General features: G+C 47.2%; 23 protein-coding genes and 1 tRNA gene. 14 read left to right on the top strand and 10 right to left on the bottom strand.

The annotated features are described in order from the left end of the window. The first annotated feature begins 86 nt into the window (after positions 1–86). Positions 87–293, top strand: coding sequence for a hypothetical protein (locus M2277_RS16790; RefSeq protein WP_006209159.1), 207 nt, complete (start codon positions 87–89; stop codon positions 291–293). Further along, complete coding sequence (locus tag M2277_RS16785) at positions 283–555, top strand: hypothetical protein (protein WP_006209160.1); 273 nt, start codon at positions 283–285, stop codon at positions 553–555. The genes M2277_RS16790 and M2277_RS16785 overlap by 11 nt, the downstream gene beginning before the upstream one ends. Before the next feature lie 107 nt (positions 556–662). Here the strand turns inward: M2277_RS16785 and M2277_RS16780 are convergent, their stop codons facing one another. Further along, on the bottom strand, positions 663–827 hold the full coding sequence (locus M2277_RS16780) for a hypothetical protein (protein WP_006209161.1): 165 nt from the start codon (positions 825–827) through the stop codon (positions 663–665). Between the two features lie 24 nt (positions 828–851). Continuing rightward, positions 852–1,061, bottom strand: a complete 210-nt coding sequence (locus M2277_RS16775) for a DUF5316 family protein (protein WP_006209162.1) — start codon at positions 1,059–1,061, stop codon at positions 852–854. A gap of 327 nt (positions 1,062–1,388) precedes the next feature. Here M2277_RS16775 and M2277_RS16770 point away from each other — a divergent pair, with 327 nt between their 5' ends. Continuing rightward, positions 1,389–1,883, top strand: coding sequence for a hypothetical protein (locus tag M2277_RS16770; protein ID WP_280755216.1), 495 nt, complete (start codon positions 1,389–1,391; stop codon positions 1,881–1,883). A 277-nt stretch (positions 1,884–2,160) separates the two neighbouring features. Here M2277_RS16770 and M2277_RS31665 read toward each other — a convergent pair whose 3' ends face one another. Then, on the bottom strand, positions 2,161–2,931 hold the full coding sequence (locus tag M2277_RS31665; protein WP_348537787.1) for a hypothetical protein: 771 nt from the start codon (positions 2,929–2,931) through the stop codon (positions 2,161–2,163). Positions 2,932–3,334: 403 nt separating this feature from the next. Then, positions 3,335–3,407: transfer RNA gene (locus M2277_RS16760), tRNA-Val, on the bottom strand. A gap of 135 nt (positions 3,408–3,542) precedes the next feature. Between M2277_RS16760 and M2277_RS16755 the strand changes: the two genes are divergently transcribed. Together M2277_RS16755 and M2277_RS16750 are read left to right on the top strand one after the other, a co-directional pair. Continuing rightward, entirely contained in the window at positions 3,543–3,806 is a 264-nt protein-coding gene (locus tag M2277_RS16755; protein WP_280755215.1) for a hypothetical protein, read from the top strand. A gap of 353 nt (positions 3,807–4,159) precedes the next feature. Next, entirely contained in the window at positions 4,160–4,603 is a 444-nt protein-coding gene (locus M2277_RS16750) for a GNAT family N-acetyltransferase (protein ID WP_006209172.1), read from the top strand. A gap of 96 nt (positions 4,604–4,699) precedes the next feature. On the opposite strand, the gene M2277_RS16745 is transcribed toward M2277_RS16750, so the two are convergent. Both M2277_RS16745 and M2277_RS16740 read right to left on the bottom strand, forming a co-directional pair. Beyond that, a complete protein-coding gene (locus M2277_RS16745) occupies positions 4,700–4,933 on the bottom strand; it encodes a DUF3892 domain-containing protein (protein ID WP_063479015.1) in 234 nt (77 codons plus the stop codon). 64 nt (positions 4,934–4,997) lie between these two features. Further along, positions 4,998–5,735: an MBL fold metallo-hydrolase gene (locus M2277_RS16740; protein WP_036636527.1), complete on the bottom strand. Its 738-nt coding sequence runs from the start codon at positions 5,733–5,735 to the stop codon at positions 4,998–5,000. A gap of 249 nt (positions 5,736–5,984) precedes the next feature. On the opposite strand from M2277_RS16740, the gene M2277_RS16735 reads away from it, so the two are divergent. Both M2277_RS16735 and M2277_RS16730 read left to right on the top strand, forming a co-directional pair. Further along, positions 5,985–6,539 carry a hypothetical protein gene (locus tag M2277_RS16735; RefSeq protein WP_006209175.1) on the top strand — a complete coding sequence of 185 codons (555 nt, stop codon included), beginning with the start codon at positions 5,985–5,987 and terminating at the stop codon, positions 6,537–6,539. A gap of 90 nt (positions 6,540–6,629) precedes the next feature. Further along, positions 6,630–6,941, top strand: coding sequence for a DUF1292 domain-containing protein (locus M2277_RS16730; protein ID WP_006209176.1), 312 nt, complete (start codon positions 6,630–6,632; stop codon positions 6,939–6,941). Positions 6,942–7,005: 64 nt separating this feature from the next. Here the strand turns inward: M2277_RS16730 and M2277_RS16725 are convergent, their stop codons facing one another. Together M2277_RS16725 and M2277_RS16720 are read right to left on the bottom strand one after the other, a co-directional pair. After that, positions 7,006–8,481 (bottom strand): aminotransferase class I/II-fold pyridoxal phosphate-dependent enzyme, encoded by a 1,476-nt coding sequence (locus M2277_RS16725; protein WP_063479016.1) that lies wholly within the window; start codon positions 8,479–8,481, stop codon positions 7,006–7,008. A gap of 260 nt (positions 8,482–8,741) precedes the next feature. Beyond that, entirely contained in the window at positions 8,742–9,365 is a 624-nt protein-coding gene (locus M2277_RS16720; RefSeq protein WP_280755214.1) for a DUF1054 domain-containing protein, read from the bottom strand. 264 nt (positions 9,366–9,629) lie between these two features. Here M2277_RS16720 and M2277_RS16715 point away from each other — a divergent pair, with 264 nt between their 5' ends. After that, the gene (locus M2277_RS16715; protein ID WP_006209179.1) at positions 9,630–10,226 is read left to right on the top strand and encodes a hypothetical protein; all 597 of its coding nucleotides are present in this window, start codon (positions 9,630–9,632) and stop codon (positions 10,224–10,226) included. A 198-nt stretch (positions 10,227–10,424) separates the two neighbouring features. Beyond that, complete coding sequence (gene gndA / locus M2277_RS16710; RefSeq protein ID WP_006209180.1) at positions 10,425–11,834, top strand: NADP-dependent phosphogluconate dehydrogenase; 1,410 nt, start codon at positions 10,425–10,427, stop codon at positions 11,832–11,834. Positions 11,835–11,856: 22 nt separating this feature from the next. Here the strand turns inward: gndA and M2277_RS16705 are convergent, their stop codons facing one another. Next, positions 11,857–12,189 carry a hypothetical protein gene (locus M2277_RS16705; RefSeq protein ID WP_280755213.1) on the bottom strand — a complete coding sequence of 111 codons (333 nt, stop codon included), beginning with the start codon at positions 12,187–12,189 and terminating at the stop codon, positions 11,857–11,859. Between the two features lie 219 nt (positions 12,190–12,408). On the opposite strand from M2277_RS16705, the gene M2277_RS16700 reads away from it, so the two are divergent. Beyond that, positions 12,409–12,912: a shikimate kinase gene (locus M2277_RS16700; protein ID WP_040680510.1), complete on the top strand. Its 504-nt coding sequence runs from the start codon at positions 12,409–12,411 to the stop codon at positions 12,910–12,912. 111 nt (positions 12,913–13,023) lie between these two features. Here the strand turns inward: M2277_RS16700 and M2277_RS16695 are convergent, their stop codons facing one another. Continuing rightward, entirely contained in the window at positions 13,024–13,332 is a 309-nt protein-coding gene (locus tag M2277_RS16695) for a rhodanese-like domain-containing protein (RefSeq protein WP_006209183.1), read from the bottom strand. A 169-nt stretch (positions 13,333–13,501) separates the two neighbouring features. On the opposite strand from M2277_RS16695, the gene aroA reads away from it, so the two are divergent. The 4 genes from aroA (at position 13,502) to ptsP (ending at position 19,108) form a co-directional block, all read left to right on the top strand. Continuing rightward, positions 13,502–14,794 carry a 3-phosphoshikimate 1-carboxyvinyltransferase gene (aroA, locus tag M2277_RS16690; protein ID WP_148247739.1) on the top strand — a complete coding sequence of 431 codons (1,293 nt, stop codon included), beginning with the start codon at positions 13,502–13,504 and terminating at the stop codon, positions 14,792–14,794. Between the two features lie 50 nt (positions 14,795–14,844). Beyond that, complete coding sequence (locus M2277_RS16685) at positions 14,845–15,267, top strand: CoA-binding protein (RefSeq protein ID WP_006209185.1); 423 nt, start codon at positions 14,845–14,847, stop codon at positions 15,265–15,267. 197 nt (positions 15,268–15,464) lie between these two features. Next, on the top strand, positions 15,465–17,348 hold the full coding sequence (locus M2277_RS16680; protein WP_076152087.1) for a glucose PTS transporter subunit IIA: 1,884 nt from the start codon (positions 15,465–15,467) through the stop codon (positions 17,346–17,348). Beyond that, positions 17,345–19,108 carry a phosphoenolpyruvate--protein phosphotransferase gene (gene ptsP / locus M2277_RS16675; protein WP_006209187.1) on the top strand — a complete coding sequence of 588 codons (1,764 nt, stop codon included), beginning with the start codon at positions 17,345–17,347 and terminating at the stop codon, positions 19,106–19,108. Before M2277_RS16680 ends, ptsP begins: the two co-directional genes overlap by 4 nt. Positions 19,109–19,193: the final 85 nt, after the last annotated feature.

Here is a 19,193-nt window from a genome sequence, read left to right as displayed (position 1 = left end):
AGATAATCAGGGTAAAATTGTTATTGATAAAGAACGAATGTTCGCATATAATACAAACAAATGTTCTTATTAGAGGCGGTGGCGTAATGTTTGAAAAATACCTGGAACAAACCATCGAAATCATTTACGAGGATCAGAAGGGTAAGATCACCCAGCGTAAAATACAGATCCATAGTGTTCGGGATTCGCGCATTAGGGCAACATGCCTGGAAACAGGTCAACCTCGTGTATTTAATGTAAACAACATTCTGTCCTGGAGACATGAGAAAGGAAGGGGTTCGCATGCTTCATGATCTGGAGGTCAAGCTGCTCAAGATATTGATTACCTATCAGGCTCATCGCAGCCGTGTCCCAACCTTGAGGCTGCTCAAATATCTTACCGGCCGGAAGGCGGTTGAAATTTTGGAAGGTATCGAATCATTAGAGCGGCAAGGTTACATTAGGTTTAATGTCTGGCGGGATATGCAAAGCCTAATTGTTCTAGAAGAGGAGTTACTGACTATAACGGAATGGAGAGAGGTGCCGTATTCTGGACAGCTCATTGAAATTCGATAGGCGAGGCACCCGTAACCATTGTTGGGATGATGCAATTCTGCTCTCCCCATGCCCAAAACTGCTGCAGCGTCAAAATCATCTGCTGGAGTTGGATAGATAGAGATAGGTTAATCTGAGATTTTCAATTTCATTAAATGAACATATATTTCGTTCCTGAATGTTTCGATTGCGGGGACCCTTCTCAATGTACAAATAGAGAGCAGGGAGATCAGCACATATTGAACCCTCTTAACTTCTATTCCATGATCTTCGTTGCTAACAAAATCACTCATGAAGTCCCTCCTAAAAGTAAAGTATTAACGTAACAGAAGATGCACCGCGCCACCAACTGCAAGCAGTAAAACACCGGCTAAAAAGAACCAATTGGCTGCTTTCCTTTTAGAAGTCCGGTTCACCTTCGATTCAGCATAGAAATTCCCTCTCTGCTGGTCTCCTGTAGTGAATGCTCCAGATAAGAGTCCTGTAACCAAGAGACAAACAATTCCTGCAATGATAAGCAGATTCATCTCGTGTTCCTCCCATCCATTTTGGGCTTATAGTTAGAACGCATCCAGATATACAAAAGTTATTTTTGGTGATGTTGGAAATAAGTGAGACCCGTCTTGCAAATGAAAAAGCTCATTATTTTGAGTATTATAGGCAATTAGTTAAGAATCAATAGGCGTCAATAGACTGGTTTTTATTTTACATGTCATTATTCGACAATTCAAGATACTAGTTTACATTAAAATGTATTTAAATTGTATCATATGTATTATATTACAATATTTAGGGATCATGTTACAATAGAACCAATCGGCCGATTACATAATTAGAAGAGAGGCGGAATACCTTTGAAAATGAAAAAACTGTTCTCTATCTTACTAATTTCTGCAAGTCTTATGACTGTTTCGCAATCTGTTTTTGCTGATAGTCCCGTTAATGAAGTGGAAGTAATTCCTTATGTCATAGGTTTAGGAGATACTAAGACTCAAGCCGTAGATATTTATGATGGACAAGAATTAAATTTGTTCTTACAAAGCGCTGAGGATGAAGATTGGTTTAAATGGACCAATAATACCGGAAAAGGACAGTTTACTTATGGATTCCTTAACAATCTGGGACCCGAGAACACAGTAGCATTAGGAATAGTAATTCAGTACACTCCTAGTCGAGAATCTGAATTGCTAATTGCTGAGCCCACTCAAAAAGGTAATCCAAACTGGTCATCAAAAATCAGGAATGTATATGTACCTGACGGTGCAACACTATATTTAAGAGTAAAGGCCGATGAATATGTAAACTTGGAACAATATATGCTAAGTTTTGGATATTATCATCTTGACTAAAGGATTAATGAGAAGCACCCCTAAATGGGGGTGTTTTTTTATTATTTTGGAATCTGTATTTCCTTATTAAAGGTGGTGTACTTCATTATTGAGGGGCTGTACTCCTTTAGCCGGTATTAAGGGGAATGTTCATTTTTCATGGTGAAAAAACAAGAAAAAAAACCTAACATCGTAATGCCGATTAGGGCTTTTTACGATTTCAAGTGAAGAAAAAAACGCCTTTTCGCGAAAGTAAAGACCCTGCCAATTTTGGTAGGGTCTATTTCTCAGGTATGAGCTATAAAGAATACTCATTCACTTCAAAGTGGAGAATTTTATCAAAAATCACGTAATCCGTTCTCTTATTAAATGGGCCTTTATTGTTGTTGTACTTGTTAATTGCAAATTTAGCAGGGCCCAAGCCAGTATCTCTTAGATCGTACCAATTAAGAAATGCATTAACATCGGCCATCGGAAGATCATATTCTTTTTCTAAGCCAGTTGTCACCGTAATTACTAAAATAGCACGATCACCATTCGGCTGTGGTTCCGGTTCAGGATTTGGTTCAGAAGGAGGAGTGAAAGTATCAAATACATCAAGTTCACTAATATTCACATCTTTTGTAGAAACAAATTTTACGTATCTTACGTTATGCATTGTTTCATTTCTATCTGTTATGGTTTTAAAGGTTCCATCAGCCCCATTAGGGTAAGCCCAACCTCCATGGGTACCTATTCTAGTCCAGATCAATGCCTTGTTGGAATCATGAAAGGATAAATACATTCCGTTTGAACCACTGTCATCGGCTTTAATTTGAAACGCAGAGATGTTGTAATCACTTTCTAAATCGATCTCTAAGTATTGACCAGCCTTTAGTAAAAAGGAAGTATTCTCATTGTTGTCTGTCATTAGCGTTGTTCTATTAATTTCAGGTCCCAGCTCAGAGTTATAAATAACGGCAATCTTACCATTAGCAAGCCCCCCGGTATATGCTTGGACAGATGATAATGGGACGATCAGAGCGAATAAGAGGATAACACTCATAATATAATATAGTTTCCTTTTCATAAGTTATACTTCTCCTTTGGTATATTTTGTAGATTGATAATAAAACAAATAAAAAGGAATGTCTAAACATTTATGTCTAAAATTGGGATATACTGTTGTTTGAAATAAAGTGGTTTATAAAACAGACAACTTCATGGAATGATGTGGTGGAAGGTAAACAGATTTGATTGTTGACAATTGAACTCCTATTTGCGCTAGGAATTATTAATTGAAGGTTGGGAACTAGTTTGGGTTTTAAGAACAAGAGGGGGTTGTACTTAGAAAGGCCAATGATTCATGTTAAATTGCATAGAGTATCGGCTTTTTTAGGTCAATTTTGTGTAACAGTAAAAATCACAAAGGTTCGACATATTTCTAAAATAGGAAAACCCCTGACGCCAACGGCATCAAGGGTTTTCAGTTATGATCTGTAGTGGGCTCGAACCACTGACCCCTACCCTGTCAAGATAGTGCTCTCCCAGCTGAGCTAACAGATCATGAAATATTTAAAAAGGTAATTCATATATTACCAGCAGACATTATGGCTGTCAATGGTTTTCTCGTTATAAAAAATCATGTTCCGGTTCACACTACATAGAGCATGATTTTTCCATTAGAGGAGCGTGAATGGCATGAGAGGTGGGAAATCCCAGCGTTTCAAACAAGCAGGGCTGCTTCTTTCATTAATCGTAATATCTACTCTCGGGAGCGGGTGCAGTATCCCGGAGAGAACGTCGGTGCAGCTTGAGCCGCTGCATGCTCCGGCAGCACCTGTGCTGCTTGATGTTTACAGCCGTTCTGTTGAGCAGGATGTATACTCCAAACCGGGAAGTGGGTCACTGGAGCCGGTATCCCCGATGGATTCGGAGGATACGTTACACGATCTGAATCCGTAACAAGCTGTAAGGACGACCCGTGCTGGATCGAATTCCGCGAACGGTCCGTACTCTTGCTCGATCAACGAGCAGAGCAAACCGCCGGCTGGCAGGCTGGCGGTTTGTCGTATACCGGCCGATGCTATTCCTCATCCCATTTGCGGGAATACCCTTTTTTAATAGCCCAAAAGACGGGGTAGATGATCAGGACGGCTATGATAATCGCCCAAAATATCGTAGCTCCCATGCCCATAGAGGCAACGCTCCTTTCAAGAAGACAGTAGCTTCTACTATACAGGAAAACGAATATTTTGTATAATATCTCGACCTGCAGAAATCACAAGAAATTGATTCTACATAAAAGAGGTGTTGAAATGGCAGCAGAAATCATAAATGTATCAACCGAAGAGCAATTGCAGCAGGCGCTGGATATTCGCAAGGACGTGTTCGTGCTGGAGCAGAAGGTGCCCATTGACTTGGAGATCGATGACTACGACAACCTGGAATCGGATGCGCATCATGTGCTGATCAAGTCCGAAGGGCAGTTTGCGGCAACGGGCCGCATCACGTATTACAATAAAGATTCCGCCAAAATGCAGCGCATTGCGGTTCGCAAGCCTTTTCGTTCCAAAGGGATTGGCCGGGTACTGATGATGGCGCTGGAAACGCAGGCGCGTGAATTGAAGCTGCAGTATTCCATCCTGGATGCTCAAGTGCAGGCAGAGCCATTTTACCGCAAGCTGGGTTATGAGACGATATCGGACGAGCCGTTTGATGATGCCGGCATTCCCCATGTCCGTATGAAAAAGGAACTGTAGACGGTTTCGGTTTAATTATACGAAAATGCCGAACATCCAAATTGGTTATATAGATAAAAAGACCCCGAGTTGAACTCGAGGTCTTTTTTTTGTTGATTAAAACGTCGGCAGATTGTCCAGGTTGTTGCTGGGATCACCATCCGCATTGGAACGAAGGTGTTCGTCGCCGTCACGTCCACGGAAGACGTTCAGGTTCTTGATCTCTTTATTTTTGACCATGTGTTGAGCTGTTTTGTAGTCAACGACAGTTCCGTTATCCAGCTTAAGTTCGATGATGTCGCCGTCGCCATTTTTGCGTACGCCTACGACTTCTTGTTGTCCATTGTCCATATCATATCGCCTCCCGAGTTTAGTATTCCCGGGAAGCCTTACAATCTATGCATGATATATTGATCTACAATTCATATACCCGCTGCTGCTCTACAAATTCCATGGTGCCGGTCTTGCCAATGAACGCTTTAACGTCATCGCTGTAATGCATGAGATAGGTACGCTCCTGAATCTCTTCAGGAAGACTTAGCAGTTCGTCAAGCGTAGTATGAACCTCGCCGGGACCCTGCAGCTGGCATTCATGCAGAATAAATTCACAATCCCGCTCGTTCACCAGCTTGTGGAGCAATGCAGGATCAAACACCATATCCGCGCTGTAAAAAATCCGGTCATTCAAATAGAGGGAATAACTATCCTTCCCTGGAATATGCTGCGTATGAATCAGCTCTACCGAGATTCCCGAAGAGATATCGGCTTTCACCCCAGGTTTCAGGGGACGAACGTCAAATACATCCTCCAGGGAGGAGATATGTCCTTGCTGGTATAATCCGCCCTTGAGAGAATGCTCCCATATCGGTTCGACCAGCGCTTCAGCGATGTAGAGCGGGATTTTGCGATTGTATTTCATTTTCATAATAAATGCGAGCTCCTCCATACCGCCAACATGGTCAGCATGGATATGCGTGATGAGCAGAGCATCCAAATCATCGAACGTCAGATCTAATTGATGGAGTGCCATAGGAGCCGTAATACCGCAATCAATGAGCAGCGTGAAATCCCCGTCGTGGAACAGTGCATTGTTGTTGTAGTAGTTCTTGGCAAACGCACTGCCGGTGCCAAGCATTTGCAATTTCAGTGTCAATGGATGAAACCTCCTGATGAAATGATGTTAGTCCAGTAAGCTAATGTATATTTTAACGAATTATATGTAGATTTACACCGAGTTTATGATAGAAACACCCCGAAATTGCAGTGAAAATTAGGATAGGCACAGGCCGAAAGGCATGAGGAAAAAATTTTACCACAAAGTGCAAAATTGTCCGCAACTTGTTTTTTGACATGTAGTATACACATATAACAACATGATGAGCCAATGGAGGGAAATGATAAAATGAAGTGGAAAAAAGTGATGGCATGTATGCTCGTGCTTTCTTTAATGGGTAGCAGCACCCTTTTATTTGCAGATTCCGTCAATGAACGGGTTCGTGTATGGATGAACGGACGTGAATTAAAAGATGGCGGGTATTTAATTGATGGCAAAACCTATGTGCCGGTGAGGGAATTTGACGGTGCGGTGGATTGGAATTCTTCCAATGGACAAGTTCAAGTCATCAAGCCGAATGTGCATATTTTTCTGTTTAAAGGAGATACTGTATTCGGCAACGTGAACAAAGGCAAGTTGAAGTTCAATGTATTCAGTCAGGTAGACAGCTTGAACAATGACATCCATGCAGTGAAAGTCGCCATCGAGGATCCTTCGGGTAATATAAAAGATATCCAGTCCCAGGAAGTGAAGGACCGCAAGGATAACTTCTGGTTCAGAACCTATGATTTTACGTACGATTTTAAAACAACCGGCAAGTATTCCGTTGGCTTCTATGTAAAGGTCAAATCGGATACCGGATTTGTGAAAGTTGCGGAGAAAGTGATCACTGCACTTAACTAATGAGAGCGTCCCTTGGGGAAATTGACCTGAAGAAGCTATCCGTGATACGATACGAAAGTATGATAATTTAACCGAAGTGAGGTTTTTTCAATGAGTGAACACAAACATGAACACGGAGATGCTTGCGGTCATGACCACGACCATGAGCATGAAGAGTTTGTGCTGACATTGACGGATGAAGAAGGAAAAGAAGTAGAGATGGTTCTTGTTGAGACATTTGATGTCGGCGAGAAGCTTTACGCGCTTTTGCTTGAACGCGAAAATCCGGAAGCGGACGGCGTCATTCTACGTATGGAAGAAGAGAACGAGGAAATGGTTCTTTACAATATTGAGGACGAAGAGGAATGGAATGAAGTAGAGGCGGTTTATAACGAACTGGTCGCTGCTGCAAACCAGGAATAGTACGCCTTAACTGAAAATCCCGGTGCGAACCTCTCGCATCGGGATTTTTTGTGTGTACAGGTATTTAGAAGATCGGATTGGTTTCCACGATGACCTTCACATTTTGGATGCTGCGGTCCTCAGGACCTTTAACCGGAAGTCCTACATCGACATGATCAATGATGTAATCAATGTTTTCCTGGGAAATAACTTCACCCGGAAGCAGAATCGGAATTCCTGGCGGATAGACATAAATAAATTCAGCAATAATGCGTCCTGCTGATTCCTTGAAAGGAACAACCTCGGTATCCCCGTAGAAAGCATCGCGAGGGATAAGCGACAATTGCGGAATTTCCGGCGTTTTTACAATCAGTTCGTTAATTTCATTCACATGCATGTATACGTCCGAAAGCTCACGGAGCGCCGTCAGCAAAATGTCGATCGTTTCCTGGTTGTCTCCTGGTGTAATGAGGCACAGAATATTGTACATATCGCTGAGCTCTACTTCAATATTGTAGTGATCTCGAAGCCAGTTCTCGGTTTCATACCCCGTAATGCCGAGATGGCGGACATGGATCGTCAGCTTGGTTGGATCAAAGGAGTACGTTGCTTCACCGCCTAAAATTTCTTCACCAAAGCTGTACAAGCCTTCGATCTTATTGACCTCATCACGTGCATATTGTGCCAGCTCAATCGTTTTTGCAGCCATCTCACGGCCATGAAGAGCCAGGCTCCGGCGCGAAGTATCCAGCGATGCCAGCAAAATATAGGAAGTTGACGTTGTTGTCAGCATACTGATGATGGTCTGTACGCGGTAAGGGTTAATGTAACCGTTCTTGGTATTCACGTTCAGCACGGAGCTTTGGGTCATCGAACCGCCGAGCTTGTGAACGCTGGTCGCTGCCATGTCCGCGCCTGCTTCCATAGCCGACATCGGAAGCTCCTCATGAAAGTGAATCAATACCCCATGCGCCTCATCCACCAGAACAGGCACGTTATAGCTGTGCGCCAAATCGACGATTTCTTTCAGATCTGCGCTTACGCCAAAATAGGTCGGGTTGATGACCAATACAGCTTTTACGTCAGGGTGACGTTTTAACGCTTTCCGAACCGAGCTGATGGTGATCCCGTGGTCAATCCCTACATTATGATCCTGGGCAGGCGATACGAATACGGGCTTGGCGCCGGTAAAAATGATGGCGGAAAGCACGGACTTATGAACATTCCGCGGTACGATGATTTTGTCCCCAGGCGAGCAAACCGACATGATCATGGTCATGATCGCTCCGCTTGTCCCTTGTACACTAAAATAGGTATGATCAGCACCAAATGCGTCAGCAGCCAGCTTCTGGGCTTCCTCAATTACGCCTGTAGGCTGATGCAAGTCGTCAAGCGGCGCAATATTGATCAAATCTATAGAAAAGGCATTATCCCCTATAAATTCCCTAAATTCGGCATCGGTGCCGAGGCCCTTCTTATGTCCCGGAATGTGAAATTGCACGGGGTTTTTGGCCGCGTGTTCCTTAAGTGCGGTGAAGAGCGGTGTACGACTGTGGTCCATGGACGTTGTCACAACCTTTCCTTGTCTGTATTTTCATATGATTTGTTGAATACGGTTATTATATAAACAAAATTGAGTATAGCAAAATAAAGGGGGAATGCAAGGAGAATGTACGGCTTTTCTTGCTTTGTACACGAACCCTTCAAACTTTAGACATATTAAGGAGGAAACTTGAGATCTTCATCTTTCCTTCATTAAAGTATCACCCATAAAAAAAGAGCCGCTCAGGCAGCCCTTTCCCCTTTTGATTGCTTTCTCGCTTAAAATGCCAATTTATAAAGCGGCAGCAGCGTCTCAAACGTCTCCTGCACCTTCTTAACCAGCTCGTCCCCGTCCAGCTTGACGGCTTCCTCGCGCGGAATCTGCAGACCGCATAAGACCTCGGATTTTTTCACCTGCTTCAGCTTATGAATCAGTGAGGCGAACTCCTGCTCATTCATATCCTGATGAGGCGTGCCAGCCGGGTTCATATGATCCGTGGACCAATAGAAGCTTTTAGGGAGTGCCTTCGCTGTTTTCTTCAATTTGGCTTCCAAATTGCTTGCAAACACGGTTTTGTTCGGGCTCTCGTATATGACCGCGAAGATAATAAACAGATGTGTGCCGAACATGCCCACCTGAAAATGGGGCAGAGCTTTGTAACCCCGCTTGCTGGCAGCCCAAGCGACCCAGGTGTCGATGGGAGGGTTGACGGTGCGTCTTGCATGCTTGGCCACGTGCACAAACATCTCTTCACCGGCCAAAGCGGATACATAAGGCGCTATCTCGGCACCCAGCGTCTCCAGCTTGGGTCTTACCCGTTCAATGAGAACCTCCATACGGGCTTCAAGCCCGGGAACGGAGAATACTTCGAAATCTTTATCTGTGAATCCGGTAACCGTCATGGATGTGATGGCCTCCCTGTTGTTGATTTAGATAGAACCTAAACTCGGCTTTTGAATAACTTATTATACCATAAGGCCAATGGACGTCACGCATCGCCCACGAAAGCTTCACCGGATTTTCATGTGGGTTAAAAATAGTCAATAAACCAAGTTACCGTTACATAAGATGGAGTATAAGATATAGATAAGACAACGTCAAAAGCAGCCATTGGGGAATCTTCACCGTCGTCTAGTGATCGGTAGTAAACCGGAGGAGGGAGTGCCGTGAATAAGAGCGAGGAAGTGGAGTATTGCAACCTGGAGCTCCGGTTTGATCGCCGGCATATCCAGGACCTAATCAAGGAATTGATCCAAGAAGGATATTCGCTTTATTGGAGCGAGAATGATACGCAGTTTGTCATTTCAATCCGGACAGGGCGCAAGCTGGTAAAGCTGCGGTTTCAACGCACGGGCAGCGGATTTAAGCTGGTAGGTGATTATATGATTCGCGATCCCAAGCTGGCTGAATGGATGGAAAAATTAATCGAGAATACCCGTGGGCACGCTGTCGTCAAACGTTTCAAGGACCGGCAAATATTGATTGAGAATATTTTGTTCGGTGAGGTCATAAGGCTCGTGGAAATATCCGGCTACCGCCAGCGGGTTTTATTCCAGAAGGGGACGCCGATGACGGAGCAGGAAATGCTGCGGTTGTTCGAGTCGGATGTGGGGGAACAGCGGCTGCTGTTGTCCAGACTGGAAACGGACGATGAGCTTGAAAAGCTTCATGAAGCGCTGCAAGAGGGGAACCGGGATAAAGTCGAGGCGTGCAAGCAAAGATTACTTGAGCTTTCCTTAGAGCTGATGAGGTTGGAGTGGTAAACCTGACTTCACTCGCAGATACAAGTTTAAAGCACGAACAACACTCCGAAACAAAATAGGGGTGTTTTCGCGCGTGTTCTGATTTTGTGACAGGGGTTCACTTGTCAAATGAAAAACGTTAATATAAGATTATTGCAAATCATCTCGGATAGGGATGGGTTGTTTAAAAATATATTGGAGCAAAGGATGGAGAACCAGATGTCAAAACAACAAATCGGTGTCATTGGCCTTGCTGTAATGGGTAAAAACCTGGCCCTGAACATCGAAAGCAAAGGCTTCACCGTTTCCGTATATAACCGCTCTCCGCAAAAAACGGAAGATATGCTGAAGGAAACCGAAGGCAAGCAAGTGAAGGGGACGTTTACGATTGAAGAATTCGTGGATTCCCTTGAAACTCCTCGTAAAATCCTGATCATGGTTCAAGCGGGACAAGCTACTGACGCTACCATTGAACAGCTGATTCCACATTTGGATCAAGGTGATATTATTATCGACGGTGGTAACGCTTATTTCCCTGATACCCAGCGCCGCAGCAAGGAACTGGCTGAACAAGGCTTCAACTTTATCGGTGCTGGCGTTTCCGGTGGTGAAGAGGGTGCGCTGAAAGGCCCTTCCATCATGCCGGGTGGACAAGAAAGTGCATACAAGCTGGTTGAACCTATTCTGACAGCCATCTCGGCTAAAATTAACGAAGAACCATGCTGTACATATATCGGACCAGACGGTGCCGGCCATTATGTAAAAATGGTTCACAACGGTATCGAGTATGGCGATATGCAGCTGATCTGCGAAGCTTACCAACTGCTCAAAGACGTATTGGGTCTGGATGCGAAGGATCTTCATGGAATCTTTACGGAGTGGAACCAGGGCGAACTCGACAGCTATCTGATCGAGATTACAGCTGATATTTTCTCCAAATACGACGAAGAAACCGGCAAGCCGATGGTTGACGTTATTCTGGACACGGCTGGTCAAAAAGGAACAGGCAAATGGACAAGCCAAAGCTCGCTGGATCTGGGCGTGCCATTGTCCATGATTACGGAATCCGTATTCTCCCGCTTCCTGTCCGCCATGAAAGAAGAGCGCGTAGCAGCAAGCAAAATCCTGAACGGTCCTAAAACGGCTGCATTTGACGGCGACAAAGCCGAGTTCATTGAAAATGTGCGCAAAGCGCTGTTTGCAAGTAAGATCGTATCTTACGCCCAAGGCTTCGCACAGCTTCGTGTCGCTTCCGACGAGTACGGCTGGAACCTGCAGTACGGCAACCTCGCTAAAATTTGGCGCGGCGGCTGCATTATCCGTTCCCGTTTCCTGCAAAACATCACCGATGCATATGAGAACAATCCTGAGCTGAAGAACCTTCTGCTGGATCCGTTCTTTACCGATATTATCGAAACCTATCAAGATGCATGGCGTAAAGTTGTCGCTTCCGCGGTGTCCCTGGGTATTCCGGTTCCTGGTTTCTCCAGTGCGCTTGCCTACTACGACAGCTACCGCACAGCAAACCTGCCAGCAAACCTGCTGCAGGCACAGCGTGATTACTTCGGCGCTCACACCTTCAAACGTGTGGACAAAGAAGGAACGTTCCACTACAACTGGATGGACTAAAACCTCAGATGTAGGACAGAGGTCAATCGGTGCTGGCTTGAGAAGGGGAGATCGCTTCCTGCAGCTCAGCGAGTCCGTGCATGGCTTCTAACAGACAGGTGCGAATGTCGTCGCTCTTTGTGTGGACGTGGTTTCCGCTTCCGAGCAAGAGCAGCGCAGCTTCGCTATAACTGTTGAAATTTTGCAGTAACCGTGGCTTTGAAAGATCCAGCAGCGCCGGATCCTTCAGAGCCACTTTTTTTTGCACAAAATGAAGCACCCAGATCACGTCTTCACGACATAAGGGATAGGATGGGTCGAGTATTCGGCGGATGCGTATGGACGAGGAGGTCAGACCGGTCGGATGGAAAGACATGGATGAGGTTCACTCCTTTCTTTGAGTCTGGTGAGTCTGGTATTCTTGTAATGATTATATGATCCAAGTGAACGAGATAGACTCGCTAAAATAGGAGTTTTGCCTGCTGCAGATGTAGGATTTAGAGAGTCAGGTCCATTGTCGAAAGATTTGGGGCTGTGGTATGATATGAACAACCTTTACAGTGAAGCAGCAAATGGGGTGTGATACTTGGATAAGATGGGTAAGAACATCATTCTGATCGGGATGATGGGCACGGGGAAGTCGACCGTAGGACGCCTCGTGGCAGATTCGCTTGGATATACGCTAATAGATTTGGATACCGAAATCGAGAAGCTGGATGGAAGAACCATCCCCGAGATGTTTGAGGCAGATGGAGAGTCTTATTTCCGTGAAGCGGAATCTGCTGCACTTCGCAGTGTTCTGCTCCGGAAGGGAATTGTTGTTGCATCCGGAGGCGGAGCTGTCCTGAGCTCGGAGAATTGTGAAGCGATGAAACAAGGCGGCTGGGTTGTTGCGCTGACCGCAGATGCAGCCAGTATCGTGGAACGGGTACGGGGCGATGTCAATCGGCCGCTGCTTGCGGGAGATGTAGAGGAGAGGGTCGGGCGCATTCTGGATGAGCGGAAGGATAAATACCTGTTTGCGGACGTCATGCTCGATACTGTAGGCCGTTCCGCGGAAGAAGTGGCGACTGACATTTTAACGCATTACCGCGGCTAAGATGACAAGAGATCGGCCTGCTGCTTGCGTAATAAGGCATGACGTGAATAGTATTATGCAAAAAAAAGGCGGGGATGATCTTCATCCCGCACCTTCAACTTGATGGAATTCCTATTCTTCATCGTCATGCCATTGCAGCATGCCGCCCTTCATGTTAGTTACATTGTCCAAGCCCTGGTGACTCAAAAATTCGCACACATGCTGACTGCGTCCGCCGCTGCGACAGATAATGATTACTTCTTGATCGCGCGGGATATCATCCAGGCGATTCGGAATGTCGCCCATAGGAATATGCTTGGCACCGCTGATCATGCCTGCCGCAACTTCCTCGTCCTCGCGGACATCAATCATGTACACATTTTCGCCGTTTTGAAGCCGGCTTCTAAGTTCCGAAGTTTCAATCTGAGGGATCGGTTTCATCATATAGACCTCTTTTCTAATCATAAAAATTTAAGATCATATCGATCTTTAGTTTCTGGTTTCATATGAACTATGATAACCAAGCGGTTCTTCCTCTGTCAATTTATCCTAATGGATGATTCAAGTGAGGATATCCGCATCATAATATATACAAGGAGAGATACATACCATGGACGTAATCGTCAGGCCGACACCGAAATTGAACGGAGAGATTGGAGCTCTGTCCTCCAAGAACTATACCACTCGCTACTTGCTTGTAGCTGCGCTTGCGGAAGGGACCAGCACGATTTATTACCCTGCTCACAGTGAAGATAGTGATGCTATGAGACGCTGCATTCAGGATCTCGGAGCCGTGATCGAGGAGGACGAGGAGAAAGCGGTCATTACAGGTTTTGGCAAATCTCCTCGCGATGTGAAGGAATTGAATGTGGGCAACGCTGGGGCCGTTCTGCGCTTCTTGATGGGCGTCACCGCATTGTCTAAAGAAGTAACTTTCGTAAATACCTATCCCGATTCCCTTGGCAAACGCCCTCATGATGATCTTATTGAGACGCTGGGCCAACTGGGTGTGGAAGTGGAGCATAATGAGGGCAGACTGCCCATCACGATACGCGGCGGACATCCGAAAGGCGGACAGCTCACCGTATCAGGGGAGGTCAGCTCGCAGTATTTAAGCGCACTGCTGTTCTTGACCCCACTGCTTGCCGAGGATAGCGAGATTACCGTAACCGGTGATCTGAAATCCAAGGTGGTTATCGGTCAGACTCTGGAAGTGCTGGAGCAGGCGGGCATCACCATAGACGCAGCAGAGGATTATACGTTCTTCCGCGTTCCTGGCGGACAATCATACGAAGCGAAGACCTACACGGTTCAAGGGGACTATCCGGGATCTGCGGCTGTCCTGGCGGCTGCAGCGGTAACGCAATCGGATGTTACGATCCGCAATCTGTCGGAGGACAGCAAGCAAGGCGAGCGTGCCATTATCGATGTTCTCCGTAAGATGGAGGTTCCCCTTACGCATGAGAACGGGAACGTTCATGTGGAGGGGAACGGTACCCTGAAGGCGCTCGAATTTGATGGAGACGCAGCGACAGATGCGGTTCTTGCCATGGTGGCGGCAGCCGTATTTGCCGAAGGGACCTCCCGGTTCTACAATGTGGAGAATCTCCGCTACAAGGAATGTGACCGGATTACCGATTACTTAAACGAGCTGCGGAAAGCGGGAGCCAATGTGGAAGAACGTCAGGCTGAGATCATCGTGCATGGTCGGCCGGAAGGAGTCGAGGGCGGCGTGGAGATCAATGCCCATTATGATCATCGCGTCATCATGGCCCTGACGGTGGTTGGTCTTCGCGCGCAGCAGCCGATCCGCATAAAGGACGCGCATCACGTAGCGAAGTCGTACCCGCAGTATTTTGATCATGTGAGGGCGCTTGGCGCCGATGTGGAATGGGTAAAATAGAGGGGAACTCCGCTACGCATATCAAGGGAATGGAAAGGTGGTCATAAACCATGGCGTTTGAAAATCCGACACGTGAAGAAATCGCGGATATTTTGCGTAATGCAGGCAATATCGCTGTTGTAGGTCTGTCTGACCGGCCGGATCGTACATCCCATATGGTATCCGCTGCAATGCAGATGCGCGGATACCGCATCATCCCGGTTAATCCTGGTGCAGCTGAAATTCTGGGGGAGAAGAGTTATCCGTCTCTGAAGGACATACCGGAGCCCGTCCATATCGTCAATGTGTTCAGACGCAGCGAATATTGCGCGGAGGTCGCACGGGAAGCTGCCGAGATCGGCGCCAAGGTGCTCTGGCTGCAGCAGGGCATTATCAGTGAAGAGGCTGCGGCCATCGCCGAGAGCAGCGGTATGATCGCGATCATGGACCGGTGCATTAAGGTGGAGGACTCTATTGCACTCGGCGGGCGTTAACAGGAATCTGTAATCAGGGTATCGCGAGTTAGTAAAGCAAGTCTTACGTTGAAGCAGCCGGTAGCAGACTGGACACGGTCTGAACCTGCCGTTGTTCCTGCTTGTAGGACTTGCTTTTCTGTGTGACATGGCCCTTATTTCTTTTTGACAAAAACAGGCTTAACGCTTACCATCAAGGATAGAAAGGAGGGCTCGCCTTGAATTGGTTGGGATCATTACAGCAGCTGGGCAGAGCAGTCATGCTCCCTACAATGGCGCTTCCGGCTGCAGCTCTCCTGCTTAGCGTGGGGAGTCTGCCATGGTCGGCGTGGGGCTTCGGAACCTTGGGGGAAATTACCCAGGCAGCCGGACACGGTGTGTTTTATTATATGCCGTATTTATTTGCCATCGGTGTCGCGTGGGGGCTCTCGAATCAGGGAGGTCCTGCAGGGCTTGCGGCTCTCGCCGGTATGTTCATTTATGATCAGGTTATATCCCGTCTGGGTGACGGGAGTGTGCAGCCCTCAACCTTGATCGGTATTATTTTTGGAGTCATGTCCGGTTACGTTTATAACCGGTTCAAACATATCAAACTTCCCGAAGCCATACAGTTTTTTGGAGGCTCCCGGTTTGTCCTGTTGTTCATGGGACTGTTCTCCACCATATTTGCATGGATCATGCTGGGGATGGCACCGATTGTACAGCGAGGTTTTGATGCGTTCTATGAGCTTACCGTACATATGGGCGCTTTCGGTTTGTTTCTTTACGGTATTTTGTACCGGGTACTGACAGCGTTCGGCCTGCATCACCTGCTGAACAATGTGTACTGGTTTCAGCTGGGCTCCTATGAGACAGAAGACGGTACCATCGTTCAGGGGGATCTGCCTCGATTTTTTGCAGGTGATCCGACTGCGGGGGACTTCATGGCTGGGCTCTTCCCGATCATGATGTTTGCCCTGCCGGCGATTGCGTTTGCTATCATTCAAGAAGCGCGTGAAGATCTGAAGCCGAAAGTGAAAAAAACGTTTATGCGGTCCGCGCTTGTCTGTTTTTTAACCGGGGTCTCGGAGCAGATCGAATTTGCATTCTTATTTGCGTCTCCTTATCTGTATGTGCTCCACGCCCTGATGGCCGGATTCGCCATGGTGCTTACCTATTCATTTGATATCCATCACGGGTTTTCGTACTCGGCCGGATTTATCGATTATGTGCTGAATTTTCACTTGTCTCAGAACGCCTGGATGATCATACCGATCGGGATCGTGTACGGTCTTGTCTATTATTTTCTGTTCCGATGGGCGATACGTACCTTCGAGATCCCGACACCAGGGCGCGAGGAAGGCTCGGCGCTGGAAGGCCGGGCGGGAGATATCCCATACCAGGCACCGCTCATACTGGAGGCGCTTGGCGGCAAAGACAATATCGTTCAGGTCCAGTCCTGCATGACGCGTCTGAGATTGACCGTATACAACGATCGCCAGATTGATTCCGATGCACTTAAACTGCTGGGTTCAGCTGGCATCATTAAGCTGGGCGGAGGGAATGTGCAAGTGGTGTTCGGGACCTATTCCGAGCTCATCCGCGAGGAAATCAACAAGCTGATGCAGCAGGATTTGCCGCGCGTTCTGTTCAGTGCACCTGTACAGGGGCGCATGCTTCCGATTGACGAGGTGCCCGATGACATATTTGCCGCCAAGCTTGTCGGCAACGGTGTTGCTTTTATACCGGAAAAAGGGGAGCTTGTATCCCCGGTCTACGGTACCGTGATGCATGTCTACCCGACGATGCACGCGATCGGGATATCAACACCTGAGGGGCTTGAGGTGCTGATTCATATTGGCATCGATACTTCCCAGCTGAAGGGGCCGTTTACGGCTGTAGTTGGGGAAGGGGATACCGTTGAACCGGGGCAGCTGTTGGTCAAATTTGATCTGGCTTATCTAAAGACACATGCCGCATCACTGGCCACGCCAATGGTCATCACCAATCCCGATAAAGTAAGATCTTGGAGCTATGCTCCATTCAAGTCCGTTAAGAGAGGACAGTCATCTGTCATGTCCGTCGTTTTAAATGAGAGTAATGCTGGGGGTAGAGAATCATGATACAAGGCATTGGCGCAGCAACAGGCGTAGCGATCGGTAAGGCTTTCGTACTGCCGCATTGGGAGCTGGATCTTCCCGATTCCGAAATGGACGCTGTCGATTTAGCCAAAGAGTTCGAGCGCTTATATGAAGGCATACGAACCTCCAAGAATGAAATTGAATATATCAAGAACGAGTTCAAGGAAATGGTGGGGCACGAAGAATCGCAGATCTTTGATGCGCATCTGGCCATACTGGAGGATCCTGTATTTATGAATGAAATTCAAGGGATCATCGAACGCCAGTACAAGGCGGCCGAGGTGGCGGTCAAAGAGGCGATTGATCATTTCGTATCCATGTTCGATCTGCTGGATGACGAATATATGAAGGAGCGGGCGCTCGATATTAAGGATGTTGGCAACCGGCTGCTCAAGCATCTTCTCGGTGCTCCCGAAGTCAAGCTTCCGGCCGATACCCAGCCCTACATCCTGGTGGCGAAGGAGCTTTCTCCGTCACAGCTGGTGCATCTTAACCCTTCCCACGTTCTTGGTATAGTAACGATGACAGGTGGCAAGACCTCTCACTCGGCAATTATGGCTCGTGCGCTTGGCATACCGCTTGTATCAGGCATTGAGAACAAGCTGGAGAAGCCGATCCAGACCGGGGAGCATTTGGTTGTGGATGGGGACGAGGGCCTGCTGTATTTGGAGCCGGACACCCTGATTGTGGAACGTTATGAAGGAATACGCGATCAGCAGCGGAAAAAGAAAGAGCAGCTGCAGCTCCTAGCAACCGTTGACGCGGTGACGAAGGATGGCACGTATTTCAATCTGGCCGCGAATATGAACTCCGTCAAGGAGCTCGATATTGCGCTGAAGAACGGGGCTAAGGGAGTCGGACTGTTCCGGACTGAATTTTTATATATGGATCGTCACAATTTCCCGACCGAGGAAGAGCAGTTTGAAGTGTATAAGCTGGTGGCCGAGAACGCTGGTAAAGCCTCGGTCGTGATACGTACGCTGGATATCGGCGGTGATAAACAGCTGGATTACTTCGCGCTGCCGGAAGAAGAAAATCCATTCCTCGGTTACCGCGCGATACGTATCAGCTTGGATCGGACGGAGCTGTTTCAGACGCAGCTGTCAGCTATTTTGCAGGCGAGCGCTTATGGCAACGTCAAAATCATGTACCCGATGATATCCTCGGTTGAGGAAGTCAAGCAGGCTAATGTCGTGCTTCGGCGTGCGATGGCCGATTTGGACCGTCGTGGCATTGCATACAATCCTGACATTAAGGTCGGGATCATGATTGAGGTACCGGCAGCTGTCACCATCTCGGATTTGCTGGCGGAAGAAACGGATTTCTTCAGCATCGGCACCAACGACCTCGTTCAGTATGTGCTGGCGGTGGACCGGATGAATGAACAGATCGCGCATATGTACCATCCGTTTCATCCTGCGGTCTTGCGCATGCTTCGGACGACGGTAGAGGCGGCACACGAGGCTGGCATTCCGGTTAGTGTGTGCGGAGAATTGGCCGGGGATGAGAGAGCAATTCCGCTGTGGCTTGAGCTTGGCGTTCAGGATTTAAGCATGTCTCCGCAATCCCTGCTTCGCGTGAAGCATCGTATATTGAATACCAATGCGGCTGAAGCGAAGGGAGAGGCAGCAGCTTGCTTCAAATTGCGCACCAGCTCCGCTGTTGAAGAACGTCTCAGCGCCTTTGCGGAACGCAGCAGTTATTTGAACGGCACCAACGGTACGGACAGCACGGCCTCTTGAAGGTTCATAATAAGGGTTGAAATTTTTATTTCAGGTTTTCTTTTCTGGGAGGACAAGCTATATTTACGCCAAAACAGCCTCTGCA

The sequence above is a fragment of the Paenibacillus sp. LBL genome (assembly GCF_029893715.1).
GTDB classification, from domain to species: Bacteria; Bacillota; Bacilli; order Paenibacillales; family Paenibacillaceae; genus Paenibacillus_AQ; species Paenibacillus_AQ glucanolyticus.
Note: the sequence above shows the minus strand (reverse complement) of the source record. Positions and strands in the feature narration are given on the sequence as shown.